The sequence below is a fragment of the Gordonia sp. 34D genome, assembly GCF_056682775.1.
Map to the genome: position 1 here is coordinate 3,187,422 of NZ_CM155293.1, position 15,575 is coordinate 3,202,996.

Annotated in this window: 15 protein-coding genes; 10 read left to right on the top strand and 5 right to left on the bottom strand. The window is 62.8% G+C overall.

Annotation, left to right across the window (positions count from 1 at the left end; all coding sequences use genetic code 11):
- The first annotated feature begins 59 nt into the window (after window positions 1-59).
- From rpsF to rplI, 4 genes are all read left to right on the top strand, one after another.
- Entirely contained in the window at window positions 60-341 is a 282-nt protein-coding gene (gene rpsF, locus AC1L34_RS14765) for a 30S ribosomal protein S6 (RefSeq protein ID WP_424293188.1), read from the top strand.
- A gap of 111 nt (window positions 342-452) precedes the next feature.
- The gene (locus tag AC1L34_RS14770; RefSeq protein ID WP_424323004.1) at window positions 453-1,007 is read left to right on the top strand and encodes a single-stranded DNA-binding protein; all 555 of its coding nucleotides are present in this window, start codon (window positions 453-455) and stop codon (window positions 1,005-1,007) included.
- Between the two features lie 40 nt (window positions 1,008-1,047).
- Window positions 1,048-1,314 carry a 30S ribosomal protein S18 gene (rpsR, locus tag AC1L34_RS14775; protein ID WP_290851906.1) on the top strand — a complete coding sequence of 89 codons (267 nt, stop codon included), beginning with the start codon at window positions 1,048-1,050 and terminating at the stop codon, window positions 1,312-1,314.
- A gap of 17 nt (window positions 1,315-1,331) precedes the next feature.
- Entirely contained in the window at window positions 1,332-1,781 is a 450-nt protein-coding gene (rplI, locus tag AC1L34_RS14780) for a 50S ribosomal protein L9 (RefSeq protein WP_424293103.1), read from the top strand.
- A 221-nt stretch (window positions 1,782-2,002) separates the two neighbouring features.
- Here the strand turns inward: rplI and AC1L34_RS14785 are convergent, their stop codons facing one another.
- Together AC1L34_RS14785 and AC1L34_RS14790 are read right to left on the bottom strand one after the other, a co-directional pair.
- Window positions 2,003-3,919: a YhgE/Pip family protein gene (locus AC1L34_RS14785; RefSeq protein WP_424323003.1), complete on the bottom strand. Its 1,917-nt coding sequence runs from the start codon at window positions 3,917-3,919 to the stop codon at window positions 2,003-2,005.
- Window positions 3,920-4,004: 85 nt separating this feature from the next.
- On the bottom strand, window positions 4,005-4,565 hold the full coding sequence (locus AC1L34_RS14790; protein WP_424323002.1) for a hypothetical protein: 561 nt from the start codon (window positions 4,563-4,565) through the stop codon (window positions 4,005-4,007).
- 491 nt (window positions 4,566-5,056) lie between these two features.
- Here AC1L34_RS14790 and dnaB point away from each other — a divergent pair, with 491 nt between their 5' ends.
- The 3 genes from dnaB (at window position 5,057) to AC1L34_RS14805 (ending at window position 8,855) form a co-directional block, all read left to right on the top strand.
- Window positions 5,057-7,270 carry a replicative DNA helicase gene (gene dnaB, locus AC1L34_RS14795; RefSeq protein ID WP_424293106.1) on the top strand — a complete coding sequence of 738 codons (2,214 nt, stop codon included), beginning with the start codon at window positions 5,057-5,059 and terminating at the stop codon, window positions 7,268-7,270.
- Between the two features lie 179 nt (window positions 7,271-7,449).
- Window positions 7,450-8,106 carry a DUF6308 family protein gene (locus AC1L34_RS14800; RefSeq protein WP_424322332.1) on the top strand — a complete coding sequence of 219 codons (657 nt, stop codon included), beginning with the start codon at window positions 7,450-7,452 and terminating at the stop codon, window positions 8,104-8,106.
- A gap of 77 nt (window positions 8,107-8,183) precedes the next feature.
- On the top strand, window positions 8,184-8,855 hold the full coding sequence (locus tag AC1L34_RS14805; RefSeq protein WP_424322333.1) for a DUF6308 family protein: 672 nt from the start codon (window positions 8,184-8,186) through the stop codon (window positions 8,853-8,855).
- A 105-nt stretch (window positions 8,856-8,960) separates the two neighbouring features.
- On the opposite strand, the gene AC1L34_RS14810 is transcribed toward AC1L34_RS14805, so the two are convergent.
- Window positions 8,961-9,197, bottom strand: a complete 237-nt coding sequence (locus AC1L34_RS14810) for a YgaP family membrane protein (protein WP_424294102.1) — start codon at window positions 9,195-9,197, stop codon at window positions 8,961-8,963.
- 179 nt (window positions 9,198-9,376) lie between these two features.
- Window positions 9,377-11,125, bottom strand: a complete 1,749-nt coding sequence (locus AC1L34_RS14815) for a hypothetical protein (RefSeq protein ID WP_480034865.1) — start codon at window positions 11,123-11,125, stop codon at window positions 9,377-9,379.
- A gap of 571 nt (window positions 11,126-11,696) precedes the next feature.
- Between AC1L34_RS14815 and AC1L34_RS14820 the strand changes: the two genes are divergently transcribed.
- Complete coding sequence (locus AC1L34_RS14820; protein ID WP_480034866.1) at window positions 11,697-13,058, top strand: MFS transporter; 1,362 nt, start codon at window positions 11,697-11,699, stop codon at window positions 13,056-13,058.
- Window positions 13,059-13,495: 437 nt separating this feature from the next.
- Complete coding sequence (locus tag AC1L34_RS14825; RefSeq protein ID WP_424323435.1) at window positions 13,496-14,110, top strand: LGFP repeat-containing protein; 615 nt, start codon at window positions 13,496-13,498, stop codon at window positions 14,108-14,110.
- 105 nt (window positions 14,111-14,215) lie between these two features.
- Here the strand turns inward: AC1L34_RS14825 and AC1L34_RS14830 are convergent, their stop codons facing one another.
- The gene (locus AC1L34_RS14830) at window positions 14,216-14,992 is read right to left on the bottom strand and encodes an aldose epimerase family protein (RefSeq protein ID WP_424294097.1); all 777 of its coding nucleotides are present in this window, start codon (window positions 14,990-14,992) and stop codon (window positions 14,216-14,218) included.
- Window positions 14,993-15,042: 50 nt separating this feature from the next.
- Between AC1L34_RS14830 and AC1L34_RS14835 the strand changes: the two genes are divergently transcribed.
- Complete coding sequence (locus tag AC1L34_RS14835) at window positions 15,043-15,573, top strand: VOC family protein (protein ID WP_424294096.1); 531 nt, start codon at window positions 15,043-15,045, stop codon at window positions 15,571-15,573.
- Window positions 15,574-15,575 lie beyond the last annotated feature (2 nt).

The window sequence follows — 15,575 nt, forward strand, 5'->3', positions numbered from 1 at the left end:
GCGACCCTCCTGCCACGGACCGTCCGTGGCCGAAAGCCCATAGGAGGTGATGTGGTCTTATGCGTCATTACGAACTGATGGTGATCCTCGATCCGAGCTTGGACGAACGCACCGTCGCCCCATCCCTAGATACTTTCCTCAACGTTGTTCGCAACGATGGCGGCAAGGTGGACGAAGTCGAGATCTGGGGCAAGCGCCGCTTTGCCTACGAGATCGCCAAGCACAGCGAAGGCATTTACGCCGTCGTGCAGCTTAATGCGACTCCCGCGACCGTGACCGAGCTCGATCGTCAGCTGAAGCTGAACGAATCGGTGCTTCGGACCAAGGTCCTGCGCAAGTAATCCACAGCCTCGAGGAGGGCCTGCGGATTGTCGGTGGGCACCTTTAAGGTGGAGGCAACTTCATCAGGTGCGCGCCCAGCAGCGTTCCTCGAACACGATTAGGGGAGTCTCATGACGGACACGGTCATTACAGTCGTCGGAAACCTGACGGCCGACCCGGAACTGCGGTTTACCGCTTCCGGTGCTCCGGTCGCCAACTTCACGGTGGCTTCAACTCCGCGGACCTTCGACCGCCAGACCAACGAGTGGAAAGACGGCGAAGCGCTGTTCCTCCGCTGCAGTATCTGGCGCGACGTCGCAGAGAATGTGACCGAGTCCCTCAAGAAGGGCACTCGCGTAATCGTGCAAGGCAAGCTCAAGCAACGGTCGTACGACACCCGCGAGGGTGAGCGTCGCACTGTTGTGGAGCTCGAAGTGGACGAGATCGGTCCTTCGCTCCGTTATGCGACTGCCAATGTCACGCGCACTCAGCGCGGTGGCGGCGGCGGTGGCGGCGGGTACAACAGCGGCAATCAGGGTGGCGGAAACTCCGGCGGCGGTTACAACAACCAGCAGTCGCAGGGACGCCCCCAGCAGCCGGCTAACGCGCCAGCCGACGACCCGTGGGGCAGTGCGCCCGCAGCGGGCGGCGGCTTCGGTGGCGGGGACGACGAACCACCTTTCTGATCCGGGCGAGCTACCCGGAGACCATTAACTGGAGCAATTCATGGCAAAACAAAAGGGCCGCAAGCCCCGCGTGGAGAAGGTTACGAAGGCTAAGGCCTGCACCTTCTGCAAGGACACAAAGAAGAACAAGAAGGTCGAGATCGACTACAAGGACACCGCGCTTCTGCGTCGCTTCCTCTCGGACCGCGGCAAGATCCGCTCGCGTCGCGTCACGGGTAACTGCGTACAGCACCAGCGCGACGTTGCTGTGGCCGTGAAGAACTCGCGTGAGGTGGCTCTGCTGCCGTTCACGTCGACCGGACGCTGAGCGGGAAGGACCACATAATGAAACTGATCCTGACTGCTGCAGTCGACAAACTCGGCGAAGCTGGCGACACCGTTGAGGTTCGCGATGGCTACGGCCGCAACTACCTGCTGCCCCGCGGCCTGGCGATTGTCGCCACCCGCGGTGCTACCAAGCAGGTTGAAGGAATCCGTCGTTCGCAGGAAGCGCGCGCTGTGCGCGACCTCGATCACGCCAACGAGCTCAAGCAGACCATTGAGGGTCTCGCCGGTGTCTCGCTGACCGTGAAGACCCACGACTCGGGCAAGCTGTTCGGTTCGGTCTCGACCGCCGACGTTGCCGGTGCTATCCGCGCCGCTGGCGGGCCCACCGTCGACAAGCGTTCCGTGGAGCTCCCGAAGGGCCACATCAAGGCTCTCGGCGAGTACCCGGTCGTCGTCAAGCTGCACCCGAAGGTCGAGGCCAAGCTGAGCCTCGCCGTCGTCAGCTAACACGCGCTCGTACCAACAGTGCCGGTCACCCCTCGCGGGTGACCGGCACTGTTGTCTTGTCTCCAGGCCGTTTTCTCGGCCTCCGCCTTTCCCTTTTCTGTCACAAAACGACCAGACCGTCACCGAATCCTGCGATCGGCGACGGTCTGGTTGTCGGTTTGGGCGTAGATGTGACAGAAAAGGGCAGATCCGGAGGCCTAGGCGGCGGTCCGAAGTTCCGGCTAGGTGACGACCGGGATGAGATCGGTGTCGGCGCGACCGAGGTCGGGGTCGTCGAGCATGGGCTCGACACCTGCGCCGCCGGGTATCGGGGCGACCGGGTAGCGTGCGCTGCCCCGGCTGCGGATCCAGAGTGTCAGGGCGGTCGTGATTGCCGTGATCACCAGCAGGACCATCAACGACGACCAGAATCCGGAAGCGCCGTTGAATCCGGCAATCAATCCCTCACGAATGTAGGTCATCGGCGCAATGGGATGCAGCCACTGCAGCGGCGTCGGCACCGTCTCGACCATCCAGACGCCGCCGTAGGCGAACAACTGGAGCATGGTCCACGCCAAGGTCGCCACCGCACCTGCCGTGTATCCCAGCCAGGTGAATAGCAACGCGATCATCGACGCATTCATGATGGTGGCCGCCACGACGATCACCACGACTTGCAGTAGTGAAGCGGGCGACGGGCTCGGCGTCAGGAGCAGCCACAGGATCGGTATGAGGACGGCGAGTGCAATTATGCTGAACGCCACGACCTTCGACGCTCGACGCCACCACATGCGTGCGGAACGACGATTGCCGGTGGTCACGTCACGGCCGCGCACGCGGATGGTCATCAACACGGCGAGCGCGATGATGGCGGGCAAGATTGCCAGGATCACCGGTGCGGCACCGGGGCCGAAGCCCTGTGCTTGTGCGACGTTGCTGGCCTCCGAGGTGACCGGTGTGCTGAGGAGAGCGGCCAGGCTGGTGCGCTGCGTGGCATCGCTCAGGTCGGGTGCTTCCTTGGCGCCGGCTCCGAGGCCGTCGGAGAGTTGCTTGGCACCATCGTCTAGTTGCTTGGCACCGGCCGCGAGTTCCTTGGCGCCGGAGCCTGCTTCGGCGGTGCCGCTCTGCAGTTGATCGAGCCCCGAGGCGAGCTCATTGCTGCCTGCGGACAATTCGCCCGCCCCGGCTGTTAGCTGGTCGACTCCCGAGCGGTACTCCGCGTTCGGGTCGCTGAGCTGGCGCGCGAGTTCACGGCTGCCGGACTTCAGGTCGCTGAGGCCTTGAACAATTGCAGTGATCTCGCCGAGCTCACTCCCGATGCCCGGAGTCTTTTGGAGACGGTCCAGGGTGGCTTTCAACGAGGCGATGTCGATGGTGTCGGTGAGGCTTCCGATGCCGTCGGCCAGCTCGGTGGCCCCGGCCCCCAGTTCGGCGGTGCCCGCTTGCAGTTCGCCGGCTCCGGAAGCGAGTTGACCGGCACCGTTGGCGAGCTCGTGGCCACCGTTGGCGGCCTCGGTCATGCCCGGAAGCAGTTCATTGTTGAGGCCGTCCGACAGCTGCGTGGCACCGGCCGACAGTTCCGATGTTCCGCCGTAGAGCTGGGCTGAACCGTCCGATGCCTCTTTCAGGCCCGACGACAGGCTGTTGACGCCGTCGAGCAGCGTCCCCACCGTGGTGGCCGAAACACCCTCGAGGACGGCCTGGTTGATGCTGGCCATGGCCTGTCCGCCGATGTTCGACGCCATCAGGGTGTTGTTGTCGTTGTAGGTGACGTTGATCAGCGCGGGGGCGGTGGTGGCCGACCCAATCTGGCTCAGATCTGCGCTGAAATCCTGCGGGATTTCAATGATGAAGTAGTAGTCACCGTGCTTGAGTCCAGCTTCGGCGGTCGCGGCATCGACGACGGAGAAGTCGAGTGCCTGCGAATCGACGAGTTCTTTTTGGACGCCTTCGCCCGCGGCGAGACGGTCGGCGCCGGTGCCGAACGGCTGGTCGTTGTTGACGATCGCGACCGGCATCTTGTCGACGGTGTCAGTCGGGTCCCAGATGAACCACATGTAGACGGCCGAGAACACGAGTGGCACGACGACGACCAACGCCAAGAAGAGGCGGCGGAGACGGGTCCGGTACCAGCCGGACATGGGTGTTGTGTCGGTCACAACTGGTCAAGGTACGTTTTGTCGTATTGCCTGGACAAGGGGCGATGCTCAGATTTGCCGCTGTAAAACGGGCAGGTCGAAGTGGTTAGCGGCGGGGGTTGGCGCTGTGCGCGGTGTCGCCTTTGGGGTACAGGAAACGGTGGCTGTAGCGGGTGAGTTTGAAACCGCGGTTCCAGTTCCGGCAGACGACGCTTCCCGCGCTGGGGACCGCGCAGGTTACGTTCGCGACGTTGATGCGACTGCCGATGGGGAGTGTCGGAGCGTGGAACGGTGTTGTGGTGCCGGGCCGGAAACTGGTTCCCGGGCGCACCCAGTACGGGCCTTGGCTTTCGCCTGCGATGGCAACACCAAGGGTGCCGGGAGGTGCTGACCCCGGTTTGCCTTGACATGAGACGGCGTTGGCGGCGGGGCCGAGTCGGCACAGCCAGCGTCCGGATTTGAAGAAGTGCGCTCCGCCATTCGCGTACGACATCGACAGGTACGGGCCGGTGTTGACGGGTTTGTAATGGGAGAGGTCGAATGCGGTGGCGGCCGATTTTGCTGACGGGGCTGCGTTGGCCACGCCTGGCAGCACTGCTGCGACGAGCAGCATGAGGAGGACGGCGGTTGCTTTGGCGGCCACTCGTGCCGGGTTTGAAGGTCGCACCTGGCCATTCCACCACGGTGCGGGGACCAGTGGTGCCGGTTGCGGTGACCTGCTTCACTTCACGCCCGCGGTGCCCTGGGGATAGATGCTCACACGAGTGCTTACGAGCGTGTGACTTGCGCCCGTCCCGGCGTGGCGAAAGGCAACACGCCGACGCTGTCCGGATAGTTCACTGTGGATTTCAAAAAGTGATGCTGAACAGGCGTTATGTGCGCAACCCGGCCAGAATTCCCCAGGTCGTACACAGGGTTGTGCACAGTGGCTCCTGCAATTTTCAGAATTGTCCACATGGCATCAACAGATCTATCCACAGGACGTGTTTGGTACTGGCGGCATCCTGGTCCTAACCTTTCAGATGGGTCGGGTTTCCTCAGCGGAAACCTAGGTTGATCGCAGTGGTTAGTCGTCAACGTTTCGTTCACGGCCTTTGGTTCACGGCCGCTGTGGTTCGCGGGAATTGTTCAGGATCTACATCATCGGGGGTAAGGCGAGTGGCTATTGAGGCCGATCTGGGGCGTGAGCCCGATCTTCCGCCGGAGCCGCCAACTGAAGAGTTCGGTCGCCAGCCACCGCAAGACACGCAAGCCGAACAGTCTGTTCTCGGCGGCATGCTGCTCAGCAAGGACGCGATCGCGGACGTCCTCGAGCGCATTCGCCCCGGCGACTTCTACAAGCCTGCGCACCAAGCTGTTTACGACGCGATCCTGGAGCTGTACGGCCGCGGCGAGCCGGCCGACGCAATCACCGTTGCCGCTGAGCTAGAGCGGAAGGGCGAGCTGCGCAAAGTCGGCGGCGCGCCGTATCTGCACACGCTGATTTCGACTGTTCCGACCGCCGCGAATGCTGGCTACTACGCGGAGATCGTTGGAGAGAAGTCGATCCTGCGTCGCCTCGTCGAAGCTGGCACCCGCATCGTGCAGTATGGCTACGCCGGTGCCGACGGGCAGGATGTGGCTGAGGTCGTCGACCGTGCTCAGGCCGAGATTTACGAGGTCACCGAGCGTCGCACCACCGAAGACTATGTGGCACTGGAAGAACTTTTGCAGCCCACGCTCGATGAGCTCGATTCCATCGCCTCGCGCGGTGGGCTGTCGTTGGGTGTGCCGACCGGCTTTGCCGACCTCGACAAACTGACTAACGGTCTGCACCCGGGTCAGATGATCATCGTTGCCGCCCGTCCCGGTGTGGGAAAGGCGCTGTCGTTGGACACGCCGCTCCCGACGCCAACCGGCTGGACCACCATGGGTCGCGTCGCGAAGGGCGATCAATTGATGGGCCCCGATGGGCGTGCGACGACGGTCGTTGCCGCGACCGAAGTGATGACCCGTCGCCACTGCTTTGAGGTGGAGTTGGACGACGGCGCGGTGATCGTGGCGGACGAGCAGCACCAGTGGGCAGTTGAGGTTGACGGAGCCAAGCGCATCGTCACCACCGATGAACTGGAATTGATCTGCGGTCGTGCGAGCATCGACAACACCGCACCACTGCAACTCCCGTATCGCCCACTCGCGTACGGCCCGTACACGGTCGGTGCGTTGGCTGGCATGGCCTACGACGACCCGGAGATCGGTGCACGCATCGACGCGGAGGGCCCTGTTGATGTGATGACGTTGATGACGGACCTCGGCGGTCAGATTCCGCACGAGTACCTGCGTGGTTCGGTGCCGCAGCGTCGTGCGCTCCTGGCCGGGATCCTAGATTCGCGGGCCCGCGTCGACGACGACGGCTGGATCACGGTTCCGGCCGCGACCAACCACATGTCGTCCGTGGTGGGCGACCTTGCCGCCGGTCTCGGATACAGCTTCCGTCGTGCCAGCAGCGGGTGGATCCGCCTGAATGCGCCCGAAGATGTTTTCACTGTTTTCGAGAAGGCTCAACGGCATAAGGAATTGCGCGGCACGGTCCGGTCGCGGCGGGTGGTGTCGGTGCGGTCGATCCCAAGCGTGCCCGTGCGCTGCGTGGAGGTCGACAACATGAGTCACCTCTACCTCGCTGGCGAGGCGATGGTGCCGACGCACAACTCCACACTCGCGATGGACTGGTTGCGATCGGCGTCGATCCACAACGGCCTCACTTCGGCGATGTTCTCGTTGGAAATGAACAAGACCGAGATCGTCATGCGACTGCTATCGGCCGAGGCGAAGGTGAAGCTCGGCGACATGCGTTCGGGCAACATGAGTGACGACGACTGGAGTCGTCTGGCTCGTCGCATGGGTGAGATCACCGATGCGCCGCTGTTCATCGACGATTCGCCGAACCTGACGATGATGGAGATCCGCGCCAAGGCCCGTCGGCTAAAGCAGAAGCACGACCTCAAACTCGTCGTCATCGACTACATGCAGCTGATGACGTCGGGCAAGAAGGTCGAATCGCGTCAGCAGGAAGTCTCGGAGTTCTCGCGTTCGATCAAGCTGCTCGCCAAGGAACTCGAAGTTCCCGTGGTCGCGATCAGCCAGCTGAACCGTGGCCCGGAACAGCGAACTGACAAGCGTCCACAGGTCTCGGACCTGCGTGAATCGGGCTCATTGGAGCAGGACGCCGACATGGTTATCCTGCTGCACCGCCCCGACTCCATCGAGCGCGACGACCCCCGCGCTGGCGAAGCCGACATCATCGTCGGTAAGCACCGTAACGGTCCGACGGCGACGATCACTGTGGCTCACCAGCTGCATTTGTCGCGGTTTGTGGATATGGCTCGGGGATAGGCACACACATCTCTCCTGACCATCATCGCGGCTGTAGATAGAACCTTTGGGGAGTCGCTCGTCGGCCTTGACGGGGGAATGACCCGGAATGTTCAGACCCGTCGCCTAGGCCAGCATGGGGCGCTGGATGCTTTGTGTCATTCAGGTCCGCCGCACCAGCTCTTAACTACAGTCCCTGTATGAACGTTGACGGCATGATGCTTCCTCCGATCCTCAGTATCGACCGAACTGCTGCGGCAGTAGAGGCGTTACGCCGCTACTTCGCGCACGAAGGCGAGGTTCCGGCCTATAGCGGTTCCAGATTCGAACGGTTCGCCGGAGGCGGCGATCGTGCCGAGGTGGCTGACCACTTCACCTCCGAGGACCTCGTCGCAGTGACACTCCTGAGCGTCGACATCCCGGGGCCGGCGGCACTACGGCTTCTTGGCGACCAAGAGCCTGGGTATTCCCGTCGGTTGAGCGACCTCCTCAGCCAATTGCCGACTGACGTGGCGCTGGTAGACGCCAGCGATGACCACCTGAGTATCGCGGAAGAAATCTGGTCGATGGTGCGTGACAACCGTCGGGTCGGACGGACAAAGACAAGCAAACTGCTCGCACGCAAGCGTCCGCACCTCCTTCCCGTCATCGATTCGGTGGTGATCAAGACTGTGGGTCACGTGCCTGCTCGCCACAGTTTCTATCGGAATCTTCGGACCGTTATGAATGCCGACGGTCGGCAACTGGTCACTCATCTTGAGCATGTCCGCACCTCCGCCGAGATCGGTGAGGATATCAGCACGATCAGGGTGTTCGACATCCTTGTATGGATGTGGGGAACGGGACGAATTCAGTGAGTCGACGCGCGGAACCATGCATTGCGTCGAGAACTCGACGAAGGCTCCGATAGAGAGCCTTGAGCGGAACGAGGAGTATGTCTGAGAACGCATTTGGGGGAGGATCGCACATCCGACTCCCGAAAGTCCTTCGTGAGCAGGACGATGCTGGAGCGATCGATACGTTGCAGGAGTACTTCACTCGTCCGGTCGTCAAGACCGGGTACCTCAGGTCCGGCGCCCACTGGGACAACTGGGATCCGAGCGGGCAGCGAACTGCGGACGCGAACCGCTTTACCGCTGATGACCTCGTAGCGGTGACGTTCCTGTCAGTGCAGGTTCCCGCGCATGCTGCCTGGCTGCTCCTCGGCGAACTGCGCGAACCGATGACCGAACTCCTCCAGAAGATCGGGCCTGACCGGGACCTTGTCGAGGAGTCGGAACCGATGACTTCGACGTCTCCGGCATGGGAGTTGGAAACAGCGCTCTGGGCCGTCCACGGCATTGGCCGGACCATCGCTTCGAAGCTCATCGCGAGGAAGCGGCCGCGGCTGTTTCCGATCTACGACGAGGTGGTCGGACGAGAACTCGGCACCAAAGCCGCTCACTTTGAACCGATCCGCCAGGCATTGCGGGCAGACGATGGCGCGCTGCACCGACGTCTCCTTGATCTGCGCGATCAAGCTGGCCTCGATGAGTCCATCCCGGCGCTGCGCGTGCTGGATGTGCTGGCTTGGATGCAGGGGAAGCACTACCGGCCGATGTCCTGAGCCGAGCGATGAGTGTGCCCAACGACTAGTCATTGTCGCTTCGCTAGGCTCGGCCAGGACACGACCGCCAGCGCAGTCACAGCCGAATGACTGCGTTACTCGCCCCTAAACCCGAACTCGGCAACTAGCTCGCTCAAGTCCGACCTTTTCCATGATCAGGCTGGCCGGGCACCATCCGACTGCCGCGTAGAAGACGAGGTTGGCACCTACGAAGCCGGTGAGGAACAGCCACCACGGGGAGAATGCGAGCACCAGCGCGATGCTCAGGAGAACGATCACGCCGGCCATCAGCGGCACGACTCGTTCGACGGTCCAACCTTGGTGTCGGGGAAGGCTCTTCATTTCGCTCACTCATTCATTGGGGGAGGGTGTCCCGTGGGGTTCCGGCGATCGACCGGCACGACCAGCATACCCCCGGGGGTATGCAAGACGGAGTGTGTGATCGGACACCGAACGGGGGCGAAGCGGAGAACGGAGCTCCCTCGTTTACTCGGAGACAGTGGAGGGACGAAGTGCGGGATCTACCCCGCAGTCACGGTCCCGCCGGACGAGCCGATCTCCGTGCCCGAGTCAGGGGTGCTGCTTGGGGTGGGCGCGGGAGCGGTGCTTGAACTCGGCGCGGGGCTCGAACTGGTCGAAGAGCTGGGCTTAGGAGTGGTGCTCGTGCTGGGTGCGGTGCTCGAGCGAGGGGTCGTGCTTGTGCGCGGCTTGGGCGTGGTGCTCGAGCCGGGAGTCGCACTCGTCGTGGGCGCGACGCTCGTGCTGGGCGCGGGACTCGTTGCGGGCGCGCCGCTTCCATCGGGGGTGAAGCACACCGACCGCAGCGTGTTGTGGAAGACGACGAGACCGTACGTCTTGGGTGCGTCGTAGAGGCCACTGATGCGCGGCATCAGGTCGACGCCGCCCATCTCGATGGCCAAGGCCGCGGCGGCCGCATCGTTAAGGTGCCCGACGAGCAGCGTGGTCAGCGAGTACGCGTAGAACGCAGCGGTCAGCGTCTTCGTGACCGTCAACTCGCCAAGCGGTGTCATCTCCGCCAGAGAGGCGCGCTTGGTCTCGTCGTCGGTAAGGCTGGCGCGGATCGTTTCGACGGTGACCTCGGGTGCAGCGGCAACGCCGAGACCGCGGTCCATCAACTCTTCGACGGTGTCGTCGTCGACCGGGTCCGCCGGAATCAGGTTCCCGGGCACCGGCGCGTACTTCATAAACAGCTGCAGACCCTTGGTCAGCAGCTCGATCTGTTTCGCATCCTCCGGATCGGAGACCTGCTTCTGCAGGAACGACGACGTCCGCCCGACCAACTGGCTCAGCGTCATATCGGCAATCGAGGGGCACGATCCGGGTTCAGCAATCGCCAACTCCCCGGCGACCTTGGTCAAGATCTCGGGAACCTGCGCGTCGAAACTCAGATCGGGGTCAGGCTTGCCAGCCCGCGCCTTTTCGTCGGGCGTCATGCGAGCGAGGCAATTGCTGATGAGCGTCACGCTCATTGCCTTGTAGAACAGCTTCATGCCGCTAGCGCCGATGGTCATCGGCAGCGTGAGCAGCGTTCCGACGCTTACCGGCCCCAGCGAGTAATCCGCGGGAAGCATCGACTTCACCAGCGTCAACGGCACGACAGCCGTGAGGTAAAAGTACAGCCAAGCGCTCTCGACGGCCTGCATCACCGTCAGGTTGTCGGCGCGAATCGGCTGCGCGGCCGTACCGGCCTTCACGTTCATCAACTGCGTGACGACCCACTGTGACAGGGGATCGCGGTACTTGTTCATCGGCGCATCCTTCGACGCACCCAATCCGCCGGGACTGTTGGTGACGGCGAGCGACGAGATCTGCAGCTCGTGCAGATCGCCAAGCACCCGCGACCGAGCGTCGAGCACGGGTCCGCGCTGCGCTGGCGGGATCAGCGGCGTAAACGAATCGAAGATCGCACTGAAGATGGCACCGAGGGTTGCGAACTCGGGACCAACGCAAGTCTTCCCGTCCGCCGGTTCTTTGAGCTTCGGGATTAGCTTGGTGATCGCTGGCGGCTGTTTGCCCTCGGAACTGTCGGGCTTCAGGATGTCGGACAGTACAGACGAAAGGTCGCTCGAACCCAACGATGATTCTGTTGCCTGCGAGTCTGATTGCGGCGTTTCCAACGACGCGACGGTGTTAGTTACTGGGAGGCTGACGGAGCTCTCGGTGGTGCCGGTGACAAGCACGGCACACGTGAGGAACGAGATTCCGATGCGGATCGCACGTGAACGCGCACGCGTACGAGGGGTACTCACAGTAGGTGTCTTCTGGTCTATCGCCACACGGGGGAGTCGCCGTGTTGTCATCGCCATAAGCATCAAGCCATAGCGCGTTACGTCTGCGGTAATACGTCACCCTCGAAGTGACACGGAAATGACGATCGAACCAGTTCAGGGCGCAAATCTTCACCTCCCGACAACGGGTGAATGCGGAATGCCCAGTTTGCCCAGATTGACGATTGGCTCAACTTTTGTTGGCGCAAACCAGCCTCTGTGTCACTAGATCTGGGACGTCTTTCCCGGAACTCAACGCCTGCATCGGAGTTGGAAATTTGACCAACAGGGGCCCGGTCGGGAGCGGGATTCTCGGTGAATCGAAGCGGAACCTGCCCGCCGTACGCCATGCGGTTTCAGCGACGGTCGTGGCGCCGAACCCTGACACGGTCGAAAGGGGGCAACAGCAATCGCAGCCACCGGGAGGCAGCAAGGCTAGGCGCGCAGAAATCGGTGCCATCCGATCAGGGGACGCCGCACCGGGGACTGGCAAATAAAAGTTGCCGGGCATTGGGCGGGTCGACCATTTCTGCCCGGCGATAGGGTGTTTCTAATGTCCGGAACTCACCGCTTACTTCCCGCCCTCGTCTACGCCGCACTGACGACGTCGATCGTGAGTTCCCTCGGCATGCTCCTGGTTCCGTCGATCTCTGCGGAACTGGGCGTCTCGGTTGGTTCGGCGCAATGGATGCTCACCGTCAACCTGATGGTCGGCGCCATCGTGACCCCCGTGATGGGTCGCCTCAGCGATGGCCCCTGGACGCACCGGCTGCTTCTGATTTCACTGGGCATCATCTTCGTTGGTTCCGTCGTCGCGGCGGCCGCACCCAACTTCACGCTGTTCCTGGTGGGACGCGCGCTGCAGGGACTGTCGTACGGCATTGTTCCCGTCACCATCGTGATGGCCCGGCGTCACCTTGCGAAACCGCAGATCGACCCGGCTATTTCGACGCTGTCGGTGACGGTGGCGACCGGCCTCGGGATCGGCTATCCGTTGACGGGCGCGCTCGCCAGCCTGCTCGACTACCGGATCGCATTCTGGTTCGCCGCAGCCTTCGTCGCGACCGCTGGTGTCGTGGTGTGGCGGCTGGTGCCGTCAACTCCGGGCGACGCCGTCACGCGACCGTTCGATGTTCCCGGCACTGCCTTGCTGAGTCTGGGGCTTGCCGGAATGTTGACGGCGGTGAGTCAAGGGCCGACTTGGGGTTGGGGCTCGTCAGCGACCGTCCTTGTCATCGTTGGCGCCGGGGTGGCTTTCGCGGCCTGGATTGTGGTGGAGTTGCGCAGTCGCGACCCGCTGATCAACCTCCGAGTTTTCCGCACGCCCGACGTGTTTCTCGCGAACGCCACCGCAATCGGTCTCGGCGCAACGATGTACATGAGCCTTTCGGTCGCCAGCATCATCGCGCAGGCGCCAACGTCAACCGGCTACGGCATTGGGCTTCCCCTGTTCTGGGCCGGATTCGTGATGCTGCCGCTGTCGGTGGGAAGCCTCGCCGGTAACCGACTGGTTCGACGGCTTGGACAAGAGTCGATGACGGCGATGCTGCCAGCTGGCTCCGGGCTCATGGCAGTAGCGGCACTCATGCTGTGGTTCACCAGCGACCAACTCTGGGAAATCCTGATCGGCATGGCACTGTTCGGTATTGGCATGGGCGCGGCATACGCGGCGATGCCGACGCTCATCGCGCGCAACGTCGCGATATTCGAGGTCGGCAGTGCCGTTAGCTTCAACCAGGTTCTTCGCACGGTCGGTGGTGCACTCGGTAGCGCGGTGGTCGGAGCCATCTTGGTCGCCAATCCCGGCTCAAACGGGATTCGGATATCGCTGGGGGCTGCGGCCGTCGGAGGGACAATCGTCTTTCTCGCACTCGTCGTCAATCAATTCCGGATACGGCGGCACCGGGCGGCATAACCAGCACTTCGGGGCCAACAATTCGGGGCTAAAAGTTCTGAGGCCAACAGCAAGGGCGGGCGATCGCAATGACCGCCCGCCCTCGTTGATCTCGCGCATGTGGGTACGCGAGATGCCCAACATGCAGGGCGCCGATATCGTCGGGGTGATAAGACCGGCGTCAAACCTGAACATGGTGGCTTGTCCGGTTACCCGAACAAGCAGTTACCATACAGCAAACAACATTGTGCATGTTGCAGGGCCCTATCTCGACACGGCAACCAGTCAGCATTGCTGGTGGGGCCTGCGGAGAGGGTGTTTTCGTCGTGTTTTGAAAACCGGTAAAGACGGGCTGAGACGGCACAATTCTGTTACTGTCCGATCGGGCAATTACCACCTGGTGTTAGCTCCAACGAGTTTGTTCATCGACGAAATGTCGAGAGAAGAGGGGATCTTTAATGAAGCAAATCGTGCGTAAGACCGCGGGGGTTGCGGCAGCTTTGGCATTGACCGCGTCTGTGGCCGCTTGCACCAGCACCACTACCGACACCACCGAGGGCACCGCCGCAACGCTCACGCCTTCGGTGTCCGTGTCGGTACCTTCGGTGTCGGTGCCCGGTATGGATGCCAATAAGACCGTTGAGCTCACCGCAGCCGACGGCACCAAGGTTGAACTCAAGGGCCCTATCGCCGTCAAGTACGAGGCAGCAACCGATAAGCAGAAGGCCGACCTCGGTAAGGTCCTGACCGGTGCCGACGCTTCGGGCACCAGCGACAGCGGCGTCGTCTTCCAGCAGTTCGACGGTGGCGTCATCACGGCTCAGCCGGGCAAGCCCGCCTACATCACGTGGGGCAAGATTCGCGACGCGTGGAACGTCAAGCGCGACAGTTCAGGTGAGCCCGCAGCCGACGGCAAGGGCGGCTCTAACGGCCCACTTGGCGCAGCCACCAGCGACGAAACCGAAGAGGGCGCGCTGAAGGTCTCGACCTTCGAGCACGGCAAGATCACCTTCGATCAGAGCGCTGACAAGGTCGTCGTCACCGTCAACGACAAGGTTGTCGCTACCAAGTAGTACTTCGCGCACGAGAAACCTCATCGCCCCCGCCGACAACTCGGCGGGGGCGATGCGCTTGCTTGAAAGGCTTGTCTTCTCGAGACGGGCAATAGCGCGCCGTGCTTACAAGGTTTCCCACGACCACCGGGTTTGGACCAGCAACGGCGACGATGGCGTCACCGTGCGGGGCATGGTGTTGACACCATTTGGCGGGCCTGACTGCGGCTCGATGCAGACCGAATCGTCCTCGAGGTCGTAAACGACGACCCACTGTTCGGGGCTTTGTATGCGCAACGTCGCGATGCCCGGCCACAGGAGCTTCACGTCAACGCCGCCGGGCATGCCAAAACAGTCATCCCAGGGGCCTGGAAGCGGTGTGATCCGCGTACCGGACGGCAGATAATCATCGCCGCGAAGCTCTTGCCAGTCAGCATCGAAGGACAGTTCCACCGGAGCGGTTCCCGTGCGCAACGTGCGGCGGAACCACGGGTGCCAGCCGGCCTGCGCGGGAAATGACTCGGAATCGGATGCAACCTCGAGGGACATGGTGAGTGCGTCGTCGTCGAGCGTGAACGACGCGGTGGTGGTACCAGCGAATGGCCATGGTGCTGAGAGGGATTGGGCGATGGTCGCAGTGGTGGCGGTCGATTCGACCAGTCGCCAAGACTCGTCGCGTGCGGTGCCATGGATCGCGTGGGGTTCCGCGTTGCGCGGTAGGTGGTGCACTCCGCTTGCCGTCGTCAGGATGCCGCGGTCGAGACGCCCGCACCAGGGAACCATGGGGAACGAACCCTTCCCGGGCCCGACGGTCAGTAGGTCCAGGTCCCCGACGCGGAGCCGTTCGACGACGCCGCCGTCCAGCGACAGGTCGAGGCGGGCGTTCGCAGTCTGAAGAATCACCTGGGTAGCCTTTCATGAGGCCCGAGCAGCGGGCAGAACGGAAGGTCGACATGTCGATTCGAGGACTTAATCACGCGGTGCTGTACGTGTCCGACGTTCAGCGAAGTGTCGAGTTTTACACGTCGGTGCTCGGGTTCGAGAAGCTTCCTGTCGACTTCCCCGGCGCGGCCTTCTTGCGCGGCGTGAACTCTGCCAACGACCACGACCTGGGGCTGTTCCAGACCAACGTTCCGCGGCCGCCGGATCGGGCTGTTGGGCTCTATCACCTGGCCTGGGAGGTGGCGACTCTCTCCGATATGGCCGCTGTCGGCGAACGCATGGCTGCCGTCGACGCACTGACCGGTGCTGCGAACCATGCTGCGACCAAAGCCCTATACGGCCGCGACCCCGACGGCATCGAATTTGAAGTGACCTGGCTGGTGCCCGACGAATTGGTCGCTGCCGAACTGGTTCCCGGCGTTCCGCCAACCCGACCCCTGGACCTGCGCGCGGAGATCGACAAGTACGGAGCCGACACGCTCGGCGGCCCACGATTGGATCCGGAGGTCTTCGCGCGGATTGCCCGGGGCTCAGGGGGTTAGGG

Excerpts from the sequence above, each read along its gene's own strand:
- rpsF (WP_424293188.1), top strand. The coding sequence starts at position 60 with ATGCGTCATTACGAACTGATGGTGATCCTCGATCCGAGCTTGGACGAA.
- AC1L34_RS14770 (WP_424323004.1), top strand. The coding sequence starts at position 453 with ATGACGGACACGGTCATTACAGTCGTCGGAAACCTGACGGCCGACCCG.
- rpsR (WP_290851906.1), top strand. The coding sequence starts at position 1,048 with ATGGCAAAACAAAAGGGCCGCAAGCCCCGCGTGGAGAAGGTTACGAAG.
- rplI (WP_424293103.1), top strand. The coding sequence starts at position 1,332 with ATGAAACTGATCCTGACTGCTGCAGTCGACAAACTCGGCGAAGCTGGC.
- AC1L34_RS14800 (WP_424322332.1), top strand. The coding sequence starts at position 7,450 with ATGAACGTTGACGGCATGATGCTTCCTCCGATCCTCAGTATCGACCGA.
- AC1L34_RS14805 (WP_424322333.1), top strand. The coding sequence starts at position 8,184 with ATGTCTGAGAACGCATTTGGGGGAGGATCGCACATCCGACTCCCGAAA.
- AC1L34_RS14810 (WP_424294102.1), bottom strand. The coding sequence starts at position 9,197 with ATGAAGAGCCTTCCCCGACACCAAGGTTGGACCGTCGAACGAGTCGTG.
- AC1L34_RS14820 (WP_480034866.1), top strand. The coding sequence starts at position 11,697 with ATGTCCGGAACTCACCGCTTACTTCCCGCCCTCGTCTACGCCGCACTG.
- AC1L34_RS14825 (WP_424323435.1), top strand. The coding sequence starts at position 13,496 with ATGAAGCAAATCGTGCGTAAGACCGCGGGGGTTGCGGCAGCTTTGGCA.
- AC1L34_RS14835 (WP_424294096.1), top strand. The coding sequence starts at position 15,043 with ATGTCGATTCGAGGACTTAATCACGCGGTGCTGTACGTGTCCGACGTT.